The sequence below is a fragment of the Algibacter mikhailovii genome, assembly GCF_014651495.1.
GTDB lineage: Bacteria > Bacteroidota > Bacteroidia > Flavobacteriales > Flavobacteriaceae > Algibacter_E > Algibacter_E mikhailovii.
Map to the genome: position 1 here is coordinate 600096 of NZ_BMWZ01000002.1, position 14038 is coordinate 614133.

The following is a 14038-nucleotide window of genomic DNA, read 5'->3' on the forward strand; positions in this document are numbered from 1 at the left end:
CAAATTAATGTTATACTTTACCTTTTTTTAATTAAAACTGATTATGCAAAATCAAAAAAGAGTTGTTATAGACTATGTTTCGCCAAGCGTTAATAATGGCGAATTCTATATTAAGCGTGTCGTTCAAGAAATTGTTAATGTAAGCGCTCATATTATGGCAGATGGTCATGATGTTCTTGGTGCCTCTGTAGTTTATAAACATGAACGTGAAAAAACTTGGAAAGAAACTAGGCTTGCCTTGAGTTCTAATGACGAATGGCACGGTTCTTTTTCAGTAGAAAAACAAGGGTATTACACCTATAAAGTACAAGCCTGGGTTGACTATGCGCTTAATTGGCGCTATGGCCTAATTAGAAAAATAAATGACGGCCAACATGTCAATTCTGAATTACTAGAAGGCGTTGAGCATATAGAAGCTATTTTAGACAAGGTGAATAATGAGGATAAGGCTTACTTAGAAAAGCTTCGTGATCTCTTTAAAAATGAAAATGATTATGGCGAGGCCATAACCGAAGCCTGCACGGATAGACTTTACCAAATATTCTATGCTAACCCTTTAAAAATCCTAGCAAATACATCTATAGATTATACGGTGTATGTAGACCGGAAAAAAGCACGATTTAGTACTTGGTATGAATTTTTTCCACGTTCGGCTTCAGAGCATGAAGGTGTTCATGGCACATTTAAAGATTGTGAACGCATACTGCCCAGAGTAAAAAACATGGGGTTTGATGTGGTTTATTTACCGCCAGTTCATCCTATTGGTGAGGTGAATAGAAAAGGTAAAAATAATACCACCGAGGCTTATGATGGTGATGTAGGTTCAACATGGGGTATTGGCTCGCAATACGGCGGCCATAAAGATATTCATCCACAATTAGGGTCCCTAGATGACTTTAAGGCTTTAATTCAAAAAGCTAAGGATCATGATATTGAAATTGCCATGGATTATGCCCTACAAGCGGCACCCGATCATCCTTGGGTTAAGGAACACCCGTCTTGGTTTAAATGGCGTCCTGATGGCACGGTACAATATGCTGAAAATCCGCCTAAAAAATACCAGGACATTTTACCTATTTACTGGGAAAGCGAAGACTACAAAAGCCTTTGGAATGAGTGCTTAGATATTTTATTATTTTGGATTGATTGTGGTATACGCATTTTTAGAGTGGACAATCCGCACACTAAACCATTTTATTTTTGGAATTGGATCATTACGCAAGTCAAGGCAAAACATCCTGATATTATCTTTTTGGCTGAGGCATTTACTGCACCAAAAGTGATGCAGCAGTTAGCTAAACAAGGCTACACACAATCCTATACGTATTTTACATGGCGCGAAAGCAAACATGAACTTATTGAATACGTTGAGGAGCTCACTAAATCTGAGCTTAAAGAATATATGCAGCCTAATTTTTGGCCAAATACACCAGACATCAACCCTTATCACTTACAAGGTGCCAATGAGTCAAAACACATCATACGTTATGCTTTAGCGGCAACACTAAGTTCTAGTATTGGTATATATGGACCTGTTTTTGAATATATGTTATCTAGCTCTTTACTTGGCAAAGAAGAGTATTTAAATTCTGAAAAGTTCCAGATTACGCATTATGACTGGGATATTAAAAATAAACTAACAACGGTTATTGCCAAAATTAATTACATAAGGCATCATAATCCGGCGCTTCAACAAACCAATAATATCAAATTCTGTCATATTGAAAATGACAATTTAATAGCATTCTACAAATGGAATGATGATAGAACAAATCAGATCTTTATTATTATTAGTTTGGATGCTCATAATTCACAGCAAGGCACAGTGCAAGTACCGCTACATGATATTGGTGTACCTCATGGGCACAACCTTGAAATGCATGATTTAATTACTGATAGTCGTTATAATTGGAATAATGAGTGGTGCTACGTAGAGTTGCATCCTACCATGCCATTCCATATCTTTAAGATTAATAAATAACATGTCAAATCAAACGCCAATATCCTCTGTAAAACCCTTCTTCAAGACTGACAAGCCTTGGGAAGTTTTACTTGATAATACAGATTTTGTTAAAATCTTTTTATCAGATGTTTTAGGCGATTATATTTTAAAGCAGCGATGGTATGGCGGTAAATCTAGTCGATTAAAATACATTGAATTGGCTGAATACTTCAAAATTCAGCAGCACGGCGAAGTTTATTTTGGTTTAATTCTAGAGATTAATTTTTTTGAAGCTTTTTACCAACATTACTTTTTACCTATTGCATTTGTTACTGATGATGACTTTGCGCAAAATGACCGCATACTACCCATTAGCATCAATGATCAAAAAGGCTTCATTATAGATGCCATAAACTTAGAATCTTTTAGAAAAGTGGTTTTTGAGCGCATTGCTACAGCGACCCCTATAGATACCACTAAGGTACAATATCATAAAAGTCACTTGTTCCAAAATGTATCCTATGAATCCTCAAGATTTATGGGCCTCGAACAAAGTAACACCTCCTTGGTATACAATGAAAAATACGTTTTAAAGTTTTTCAGAAGAATTTTTGCCAATAAAAATCCTGACTATGAAATGAGCAGGTTTTTATCGGAGAAAAAAGAATATAAGAACACCCCATCCTATTTAGGAAGCATCAATCTGGTTGATTCAGAAAATGAAAATATTACCATTGGTTTAATGCAGGAAATGATCCCCAATGAAGGTGATGCTTGGGATTATATGCTAAGAGAATTACATAAAGTATTTTCAAACTTAGAGTATAAAAACATCAACATTGATGCCTTACCAAATACGGAACTCTATCAGCGGTTATCCATTGCCGATATTCCGCCTCAAATTATAGACTGGGCAGGATTAAATCTGTTTACACAAATACAAACCTTAGCCAAACGTACTGCCGAAATGCATATTGCTTTGGGGTCTGAGTTTGAAGAAACCGCTTTTACACCAGAACATTACAATGGGGATTACACGGTTTGGTTAAAGAACAAAATGCTTTATCAATTTCAAAACCGGCTTAATATTGTTGAAAATAACATGCATAAGTTAGAAGGTTTAGCCTTAGACTTAGCGCATGAATTTCTAGACAAAAAAAATAGTATCAGAAAACGGTTTGTAGCCTTTGACTGGACCAAATTAAAAGGCGAAAGAATACGCGTACATGGTGATTTTCATTTAGGTCAAGTCCTAGTAAAAGACAATGATTTCTTCATACTAGATTTTGAAGGCGAACCAGAAAGCACCATTAGAGATCGTAAAGTAAAACAACCGCCTTTAAAAGATGTTGCTGGCTTGTTTAGGTCGTTTCATTATGCTATTTATGCTAATGTATTTAATAACAGTGAAGCGCATTATCCGGCATCACAGGAGGCGCTATTCCATGCTTCCGAAATATTATACCGCTACATTACCGGTTTATTTTTAGGTACCTATGTACAAGAAACACAAAACGCAAATTTAAATCTTGGCTACAACCAAGAGCGCATATTTATATTAAAATATTGTTTATTAGAAAAAGCAGTATATGAATTGGGTTACGAGCTCAATTCGCGTCCACAATGGGCAGTCATTCCATTAAAAGGAATTTCTAATATTATAAATCATTAATTTATGGCACAAGTAAAACCTTATAGTCTGTTTACAGAATTCGATATTAATCTTTTTAAGTCAGGAAAACATTTCAGGCTTTATGAAAAAATGGGCTCGCACTTAGTCACCGTTGATGGGATTGATGGCGTATACTTTGCAGTTTGGGCACCAACGGCAAAACAAGTTTCTGTTATTGGTGATTTTAATTATTGGATGGAAGGCGAACACCAACTCAATGTACGCTGGGATTCCAGTGGTATTTGGGAAGGTTTTATTCCACTTGTAGAAAAGGGAGCTACCTACAAATATAAAATTCAGAGCAACAATAATGATATAAAAACAGAAAAAGCCGACCCCTACGCTAGACGTTATGAGCACAACCCGAATACAGCCTCTATTGTTTGGGATGATGACTATAAGTGGAAAGACAAAAACTGGATGAAAACGCGTAAAACCCATAATGCTATAGACGCGCCTTATTCTGTTTATGAAGTGCATTTAGGTTCTTGGAAAAGACATCCTGAAGAAGATCGGTTTATGTCTTATTATGAATTGGCTGATGACCTGGTTACCTATGTTAAAGACATGAATTTTACCCATGTTGAACTTATGCCTATCATGGAGTTCCCCTATGACCCTTCTTGGGGGTATCAAATCACGGGTTATTTTGCGCCAACATCACGTTTTGGCTATCCCGAAGAATTTAAGTTTTTGGTTGATAAATTACACCAAGCTGGAATAGGTATTATTTTAGATTGGGTACCATCACATTTCCCTGAAGATCCTCATGGATTGGGATTCTTTGACGGCTCAAACCTTTATGAGCATCCAGACAAACGAAAGGGATATCACCAAGACTGGAAGAGTTTAATTTTTAATTATGAACGCAATGAAGTACGTTCTTTTCTCATAAGTAATGCGGTCTTTTGGCTTGATCAGTACCATGCTGATGGTTTACGTGTTGATGCGGTGGCCTCTATGTTATTTTTAGATTATTCTAGAGAAGACGGCCAATGGGAACCCAATATCTATGGCGGCAGAGAAAACCTTGCCGTTATTAGTTTTTTAAAGGAATTGAACGAAGAAGTGTATGCCTCATTCCCTGATGTACAAACCATTGCCGAAGAATCTACAGCCTTCCCTATGGTATCTAAACCTACCTTTGTTGGTGGTTTAGGTTTTGGCATGAAATGGATGATGGGCTGGATGCATGACACCCTTGAATATTTTGGTAAAGATCCTGTCTACAGAAAATATCACCAAAATGATATCACCTTTAGTTTGGCCTATGCCTTTACTGAGAATTTTATGCTCCCGCTATCTCATGATGAGGTGGTGTACGGTAAAAATTCCATATTAGGACGTATGCCTGGAGATGAGTGGCAACGTTTTGCAAACTTGCGTTTATTATACGGTTATATGTTTACTCACCCTGGAACTAAACTCTTGTTTATGGGTGGTGAATTTGGGCAGTATAATGAGTGGAATTTCCAAGAAAGTTTAGATTGGAACTTATTAGAATTTAAACCACACCAAGACTTATTAAATTATTACAAAGCATTAAATGGCATTTATAAAAATACTCCAGCCTTATATGAAAAAGGATTTAGTGGTGAAGGGTTTGAATGGGTAAGTTATGACGATCATGAAAACTGTGTGATATCATACATCAGAAAAGGTTATAAAGAAGAAGAACATGTTGTTGTAGTTTGTAATCTTACACCAACAGTAAGAGAGCACTATAAAATTGGGTTACCTACAAAAGGTAAACTAGCTGAGATTTTTAATAGTGACGATAAAGCCTTTGGCGGAAGTGGTGTATCTAATACAAAACAAATTACCATTAAAAAGTCACCTTGGAATGGCAAGGATTATTCAGCAGAATTAACCTTACCGCCTTTAGCAGTAACCATTTTTAAATTTAAATAAACCACTATGGATTGGAAATCCATAGTTTTAAATAAAAGAGTAAAATTCTTTTAGAAGCAGATTGTCATTCCGAATGAGGTACGAAGAGGAATCTTTTATCGTTGAGATTTCTCGTCACTCGTTCCTCCTTCTGTCGAAATGACAAGACACTCTTTAAAGTTTATAGAAACTAAAGTAACTGCAATAAAATTACAGGGTTTCAACCTTTAACTTGATAATAAATTTAGAACATCGTACAAAAACCCGCTTTTAGTATTGTGACATTAAAACAATACTAAAAGCGGGTTTTGTATGCGTAATTTTTCAGCTTAAACCTCAAGACAAACCGGTTTAATTTTCTGTTATAAAACCACTATTATTCCAAATTTAAAACACGATTCACTGATTTATATTTCAAAAAACAGCCTATTCCGTGCTACTTTATAAATCTCTTAATTAATCACCTCATTATTTGAGTATTAAACAATGTTTTAATGGTTTTTTTAGCAAAAAGAAACGACTGAGGTTTACTAAATTTACTATTTTCGTAAATTATTATATACGCATAATATTATGATATTAAACACTGAATTAGAATACAAAGGAAATCTATTTCCATCAAGAATAGTCGCCTACGAAAAGAACTTGAATAAACTCTCTTTTACATCGGCTAATGGCGTTGTTTTAGAGGTTACTGTTAGAAGAGATAGTATTCTAAGATTTAGATTTTCAACCACGGGTATTTTTGAAAATGATTTTTCTTATGCTATAACAAAATACGCGAGTAGAGGTTATAATCATCTTGAAGTTACTGAAAATGATGACCAGTATATTATTACCACAGCAAAATTAATTTGTCACATTTCAAAATTAGATTTAAGAACGTCTATTTATGATGCTAAAGACAATACATTAATTTGTGAAGATGAACTAGGATTCCACTGGGAAGAAAGTTATGAGCATGGCGGTGATGTTGTAAAAATGTCTAAAACAGCACAACCTGGTGAGAGTTATTATGGTTTAGGAGATAAGCCTGTAGATAATAACCTAAAAGGCAAGCGTTTTGAAAACTGGGTTACAGATTCTTATGCTTATGGCAGAGATACAGATCCTATTTATAAAACCATTCCGTTTTACACGGCCTTACACAATAAAAAATCTTACGGGGTATTTTTTGATAACACCTTCCGTTCCTTTTTCGATTTTTGTCATGAACGTAGAAATATAACCAGCTTTTGGGCTCATGGTGGTGAAATGAATTATTATTTCATTTACGGACCGGATATGTCTGAGGTGGTAGCAAACTATACCGATTTAACAGGAAAGCCTCATGAAATGCCTGCACTATGGACCTTAGGTTACCACCAGTGTAAATGGAGTTACTATCCAGAATCTAATGTTAAAGAAATTACGGCTAAGTTTCGTGAATTAGAAATTCCTTGTGACGCCATTTATTTGGATATTGATTACATGGAAGGGTTTAGATGTTTTACCTGGAGTGAGGAGTATTTTCCAGATCCTAAACGCATGGTGAAAGAACTTGCTGATGATGGTTTTAAAACCATTGTGATTATAGATCCGGGTATCAAAATAGATATGGATTATTCGGTTTTTAGAGAAGGACTCGATAAAGATTACTTCTGTAAACGTGCTGATGGCCCATATATGAAAGGTAAAGTATGGCCGGGTGAGTGTTACTTCCCAGACTTTACCAATCCTGAAGTGCGCGATTGGTGGTCTAACTTGTTCAAAGAACTCGTTGAAGACATTGGAGTAAAAGGCGTTTGGAATGATATGAATGAGCCTGCCGTTATGGATGTACCGGGCAAGACCTTCCCTAATGATGTACGCCATGATTATGATGGCAACCCATGTAGTCATAGAAAAGCGCATAATGTTTACGGTATGCAAATGGCTCGTGCAACGTATCAAGGGTTGAAGAAATTCTCTTATCCAAAACGTCCGTTTGTAATAACACGTGCCGCTTATTCAGGAACACAACGTTACACCTCAAGTTGGACTGGTGATAATGTTGCGACATGGGATCATTTAAATATAGCCAACTTGCAAGCGCAACGTATGTGTATGTCTGGTTTCTCATTTATAGGGTCTGATATTGGTGGATTTGCTGAACAGCCTAATGGCGAGTTATACGCCCGTTGGATTCAATTAGGTATCTTTCACCCGTTCTGTAGAACACACTCTTCAGGAGACCACGGTGATCAAGAACCTTGGGCATTTGGAACCACCATTACTGATGTTGTACGTAAGTTTATTGAAATAAGATATCAATTATTACCGTATTTATACACGGCATTCTGGAGATATGCAGAAGAGGGTATTCCTATCTTAAAATCATTGGTATTATATGATCAAGAAGACCCACAAACGCATTACCGAAATGACGAGTTTATCTTTGGTGAAAAAATACTAGCCTGTCCTATTACTGGACCAAACCAAAAAGGAAGACGTATGTACATTCCAAGAGGAAAATGGTATAACTTTTTTACCGATGAACCTGTTGAAGGTGGTACAGAGCAGTGGGTAGATGCAGACTTAGATAGTATGCCAATTTTTGTAAAAGAGGGCGCTATTATACCTAAATATCCTATTCAACAATATGTAGGTGAAAAAACTATTGATGAGTTAACACTTGACGTCTACTACAAACAAGGTAAAGAAACCTCTGAAGTTTATGAAGATGCTACCGATGGGTATGATTATATTAAAGGTAGATATAGCTTAAGAACCTTTAAGCTTAATGGTAAAAAGAAAGAGCTTGTTATCCAACAGCACAAATCGGGTAAGTTTGTAACGAGTTATAAAACCTTTAAATTAAATTTACACGGCTTACCGTTTAAGATTTCAAAAATTGAAATAGATAATGAGGAAATTGACTTTGCAGATCTTAAGCTTAATGGTAATAACACATTAACTCTTACTAAAGAGTTTACAGAACTTCATATCATGGCTTAGACATAAGCACATTATAATGTAATACGGAAGGCCTCATTTTAAAATGGGGCTTTTTTGTTGCATAATTTTGGGCGTTATATAAAACGAGTTATACAGGTACTTTTTTCAAGGCATTAGCGAATGGTCATCTCATGCTGCATTTTATTTAATTGTACGTAAATTCCTTGTTTTTGTTTGTTTTTTTGTACTTTTATTACGTTATAAAAAGCTCATGAGTCCATTACCCATAATTACACTTTCTAAGCAAATTCATAGAAACCAATCACAAATACTGATTGGGTTTAAGCATGATTGGGCGTTAATTGATGTGGTAAAGCATTTGCCAGATGCGCAATGGAGTGCCACATTAAAAAGCTGGTATATTAAAAACAACCCTGCCAATTTAAAGCAAATTTTCTCTGTTTTTAAAGGGCATGCCTATGTTAACGGCAGTGCAATTTTTGATGCTCCAGTAGCTAAGCCAAAAAAGCTCCCGAAGAAAGCGCAACGAAACCTAAGTCCGGAGCATAGAAACCTGTTAAACAATTTTTACAAATATTTATTGGGAAAACGGTATAGTAACAGCACGGTAGATACTTATTTGTTTTTTGTGGCTGATTTTATTGAATTTAACAACACCCAATTAATTGATGATTTAACCACTAGAGATGTAGAATTGTTTATTGAAACCGTTTTTATTAAACGCAATTATTCTATTAGTACGCAACGCCAGTTTATTAGTGCTATTAAACAATTTATAGTGTTTTATCCCAAAACAGCCATTAGTAATATGGCGCTAACCCGTCCAAAAAAATCTAAAATTTTACCAACGGTACTTTCTCAAGAAGAAATGATATCTATCATTCAACATACTAAAAACTTAAAGCATCGGGCTATTTTAGCACTCATTTATTCGGCTGGCTTAAGAATTAGTGAGCTCATATCTTTAGAGCTTCGCCATTTTCAAATTCAGAGAAAACAATTATTAATAAAAAGTGGTAAAGGTAGAAAAGACAGGTATGTAACCTTGGCCGACAGTTTTATGCCGTTGCTGCATAATTACATAACCACCTACAAGCCCAAAACCTATTTTGTAGAAGGTCCAGTAGGCAAACCATATTCAGCAAGTAGTGTTAGAAAGTTTTTGTCACGTTCAGTTGTAGCGGCCAAAATTAACAGAAAGATTACGCCGCATACTTTAAGACATAGTTACGCTACGCATTTATTAGAAAGCGGTGTAGGCTTAAGACATATACAAGAATTATTAGGGCATAGCAAGCCAGAAACCACTATGATATACACGCACGTCGCTAGAAAGGACTTACTTGCCATTGAGAGTCCTTTGGATCATGCGATTAAGGAATTATCAAAAACCAATAAACAAGAACAAAACTTCCTATTATCCCGAAACATTTAGATAATAATAGGAAGTTTTGTCCACATATAACCAGTTGGCATTCATTAAAAAACACTGCAATACTAAAATGAAATACTATAAATATAAATGGAATGAATCTCTTGGTGGTGAAATTGATAATTGGGGATTTTCTTTATGGNAACTTGAGAAAAGTTTTGGAATTTATGAAATTATATTCGATTCTGATTTGAACATAAAAATCGTGAATGAAATTAGCGGATTTGATAACTCAATCGACCAGAAATTAATTGAAATACTCAAAAAAACTAAATGGACAAGTTTTAACAAAGGAGTTAAAAACAAAGTTCCTGAAAATAGTAAACTGTTAATTGGAATTTATTATTATCCGAAAGAAAAGGAAAATCAGAGTTTTTTAAGTCAATACTATCTATGAAAATAACTGGTGGCAACANTGCAGAAGATGTAGAAACTGTTATTTTTTCAAGAATTAGAGAATTGAGCAATGAACATTTAAATAATTCTGGAGCTGCTAAATTGAATTTTATAACAGAAAAAAAAGAAGCTGAAAAAATAGAAAAGAAAATATAAACTGAGATAAAAAACGTTTTACAACAAGGTGTATAATTAATGGCTAGTTCGAGCTTGCTTACGAAAATCCTCGCGGATTTTCTATTCGGTTTGTATTTGCTAAATTAGTGGCTTAACCACGCCACTCATCATACACAAAACCGTTAGCCATAATTTGAAAAATGACCATATTAACAGAAAATCAAGTAACTGAACTTTGTGTTTTTATAGAAAACCGAATTGAAAAAAACGGATGTGACCACTCATTGAAAAACACTTTCGAATGGGCTGAAAAAAATGGAATTAACAAAGCTGACTTGATTGACGTTTTGGAATTGAATGGTGGATTTTGTGATTGCGAAGTAACATTTAATTTACCAGAAGATTGTGATTTAGAATTAGAGTCAGAAAACAAAGAAATGGACTTTAAAAATCCTTTCAAAATACCCTTGAATTTTCAACAGACCGAAAATAAAGTTTATACAAAAGCACTTTTTTCGAGTTCTGAATACGACTATAATAATTACACGAAAAATGGAGAACTATTAATTCCAGCACCATTTGGATTTAAACCAAAAAAGAGAGTTAGGAAAAGTATGCACTTCTTTAATGGAACTGAATCAGAAATGCCTACTGAAATTGGAATTGTAAAAGAAATAGAACCCATAAATGGAAAAGAGTTTGCGAAAAAAATTCGCGATTTAAAATTAGATTCCCTTTCGAGATTTTCGGAAAGAGATGCTGAATATTACTTTTCGAGAATTGAAAAAATTGACATTGGAAAACCAATGGGAACGCATTTTATGGAAAGAACAGGAATTGGCGGAACGAAAGTTGAATTAAAAGTGCATAAAGTAATATTTAGGAAATAAAAAACTATGGCTAACATGGTGTATAAAACATAGCTAATAAGTGCCTTACCGAAAGGTTTCTGTATATTTATGAAGTCCGCCAAATTTTTAATTTGGCTTTTAAAAAGAGAAATTTAAAAACAAAATATAAAAATTCGGCTCTGTGTTAATCCGAAAAGTTAGTGTCTTTTTGCACGCTACGTTTCATACACAAGTCCGTTGCCAAACATATGAAGCAGAACCCAATAGAAAATTGGATAAGTACAGATAAAAGGCTCAACGAGCTAATTATTGAAATAGAATTGACTGACAAAACTCTAACTGAAAAAGCGGAAATGGTATTCGACAAACTTTCTGAATTATATGAAATACCAAGAATGCCGACTGATGTATTGGAAGATGAATTTGATGATGACTTTGACGGAGTAACTGACCAAAGGTCACTTTTTGAAGAACACGCTCTGATAAAATATTTAGCGGACGAAAATGAGGACCCTCGAGGAATGGTTTTATCTGCTGCCTTTCATTTGCTAAATGACTATCGAGTTGACTTATTTCAAGTTGCGGAAAAAGAGTTTGGAAAAAATATTCCCGAAAAATGTAAAATTGGAATAAAAGGAGAAGGCCATAACGGAGAAGTTGTTTTTCCTCAAAATGAATCAATAAGTTGGTTTGATTTAGGATGTAAAATAATGAAACAAATAAATTAAAATACGTTTGGCAACACCGTGTATAATTAATGGCTAGTTCGAGCTTACTTACGAAAATCCTCGCGGATTTTCTATTCGGTTTGTATTTGCTAAATTAGTTGCTTAAACACGCCGCTAATCATACACAAAACCGTTGTAAGTAATTTAAACCCAACTCAGAATTTGATGCAATTAAAAATTAATGGCGGATTTAATAATGGATTAAAAGTCTATTCTGAAAACGATGTAATATTGTTTTCGGAGGTAAATAAAAAATGGTTTAAACCTGACTTGATTAATATTTATGACGGACAAAAATCGTTGATAATTTCAATCAAGCACATCAGTAAGATTTTCAAAACCGAATTCAAAATAATTGACCAAACATTTGACATTAAAAATATTATTCAGACTCTTAAAAAAGGAACGATTGAATTATTAAATGGCGAAATTTTTGAATTCAAAAAAAGTAGAACCTCTTTAATTACGAACCCTTATCTTAAAATATTTCATAGAGATATAGAAATTGGAATATTAAATAATAAGAAAACAGGTTTTGAATTGAACTATGAACTTTCAATTAAAGATGAATATGAAAACTATTTGAATTATGTTTTGATTTATATTCTTGCGACTGAATCTAATAAAGATTATGATTAAAAAACTACTTACAACATTGTATATAAAAAATTGCTATTTTTAGCTTAACCAATGTTAGTTGCTTTGTTTGCTAGCTTCTGATTTTCCTTCGGAAAATCCTCGCACACAAACACGCAACATTTCATATACGTAACCGTTACCCAACATTTAACAACGAACTATGAACTTTAAATTTTTAAAATTAACAGCCCTAATTATTACTCTAATTTCTATTGTAAGTTGTTCATCTGACAATGAAAGCTCTAACTCCAAAATAAGAACTGATTTTGATATTGATATTGTATCTGGCATAAATATTAGGAATTCTGATTTGGCAACACCTACGCAATTAGGCAATCCAAACATTTTCACGGATGAACGATTTATAGTTTACCCAAATCCAACTTTAGGAATGCTGGCATTAAAATCAAATTTCGATATATCTGATATATATATAATTTCTGCTCAAGCAACTAAATCATATCAGCAAACAGACTTTACTTCAATATTAACTTCGGAATCATATAATGAATCCGTAATTGCATCTAATGCCGAAATAAAAATTACTGACTTAACCGCGACCAATCTTAATATTAATTTAAATGAATTAAGCCACGGCTATTATAAAGTTTTCGTAAAAATAAATGGTAAATTATATTGGGATAATATTTACTTTCAAGATAATAATTTGGACATAGATACTTTAATTAATTATTGGAATTAAAAAACGCTGGGTAACACCGTATATAAAAAATTGCTAGTTTTACCCTAAACCAATGTTAGTTGCTTTGTTTACTAGCTTCTGATTTTCCTTCGGAAAATCCTCGCACGCAAACACGCAACTTTTCATATACAACAACGTTGGCAACAAGCTGAAAAATGAAACTCTACACATTATTTACAATCCTTCTTATTTTGTTCATTATTACTTCATGTAAAAAAAGCAAAGAGGATTATAATTCAGAAAAAGTTCACCAAGTGATTATGGAATATCATTTAAATAAAAAACAAACGACTGATTCTATAACTCTAACCATAATACCAAAAAATGATAGCATAAATTATCACATATTCTCTCATGGCATTCCTTTTGAAATTAACCCTTCTGACAATTCTAAAATTACTATTTGGGAAACTCCATCTGAATTAGTTGATAAAAAAGAATACAATCTTAATGGTAAAAAACTAATGATTAAGAAATACTATTATGATGTTGAAAATTCGTCCGATGAAGAAGGTTATTATTTTTTATTAAATAATAGAATAATTGCTTTTAGGTCTGAAGCTTGGGTTAGTTTATATGATTTCTATAAATATGATAAGACTGAAGTACATAAGCTATTGGAAAAAGACTCAACCGATTTCTTTTATAATTAATAAAGCCAGTTGCCAACACCGTGTATATTCAATTGCTAGTTTCTAGCCTACTTGGGAAAATCCTCGCGGATTTTCCTT

Annotated in this window: 10 protein-coding genes; all 10 read left to right on the forward strand. The window is 33.9% G+C overall.

What is annotated here, in order from left to right; translation table 11 throughout:
• Window positions 1-43 precede the first annotated feature (43 nt).
• The 10 genes from IE051_RS06055 (at window position 44) to IE051_RS06110 (ending at window position 13960) form a co-directional block, all read left to right on the forward strand.
• Window positions 44-1981, forward strand: a complete 1938-nt coding sequence (locus IE051_RS06055) for an alpha-1,4-glucan--maltose-1-phosphate maltosyltransferase (protein WP_189359874.1) — start codon at window positions 44-46, stop codon at window positions 1979-1981.
• 1 nt (window position 1982) lies between these two features.
• Window positions 1983-3614: a trehalose synthase gene (locus IE051_RS06060; protein ID WP_189359875.1), complete on the forward strand. Its 1632-nt coding sequence runs from the start codon at window positions 1983-1985 to the stop codon at window positions 3612-3614.
• A 3-nt stretch (window positions 3615-3617) separates the two neighbouring features.
• Entirely contained in the window at window positions 3618-5525 is a 1908-nt protein-coding gene (gene glgB / locus IE051_RS06065) for a 1,4-alpha-glucan branching protein GlgB (RefSeq protein WP_189359876.1), read from the forward strand.
• 552 nt (window positions 5526-6077) lie between these two features.
• Window positions 6078-8480 (forward strand): glycoside hydrolase family 31 protein, encoded by a 2403-nt coding sequence (locus IE051_RS06070; protein WP_189359877.1) that lies wholly within the window; start codon window positions 6078-6080, stop codon window positions 8478-8480.
• Window positions 8481-8691: 211 nt separating this feature from the next.
• A complete protein-coding gene (locus tag IE051_RS06075; protein WP_189359878.1) occupies window positions 8692-9876 on the forward strand; it encodes a tyrosine-type recombinase/integrase in 1185 nt (394 codons plus the stop codon).
• A gap of 710 nt (window positions 9877-10586) precedes the next feature.
• Window positions 10587-11276: a DUF2695 domain-containing protein gene (locus IE051_RS06090; RefSeq protein WP_189359880.1), complete on the forward strand. Its 690-nt coding sequence runs from the start codon at window positions 10587-10589 to the stop codon at window positions 11274-11276.
• 209 nt (window positions 11277-11485) lie between these two features.
• Window positions 11486-11965, forward strand: coding sequence for a hypothetical protein (locus IE051_RS06095; RefSeq protein ID WP_189359881.1), 480 nt, complete (start codon window positions 11486-11488; stop codon window positions 11963-11965).
• A gap of 165 nt (window positions 11966-12130) precedes the next feature.
• Window positions 12131-12604, forward strand: a complete 474-nt coding sequence (locus IE051_RS06100) for a hypothetical protein (RefSeq protein WP_189359882.1) — start codon at window positions 12131-12133, stop codon at window positions 12602-12604.
• Window positions 12605-12764: 160 nt separating this feature from the next.
• Window positions 12765-13307, forward strand: coding sequence for a hypothetical protein (locus IE051_RS06105; protein WP_189359883.1), 543 nt, complete (start codon window positions 12765-12767; stop codon window positions 13305-13307).
• 155 nt (window positions 13308-13462) lie between these two features.
• Window positions 13463-13960 carry a hypothetical protein gene (locus IE051_RS06110; RefSeq protein ID WP_189359884.1) on the forward strand — a complete coding sequence of 166 codons (498 nt, stop codon included), beginning with the start codon at window positions 13463-13465 and terminating at the stop codon, window positions 13958-13960.
• Window positions 13961-14038: the final 78 nt, after the last annotated feature.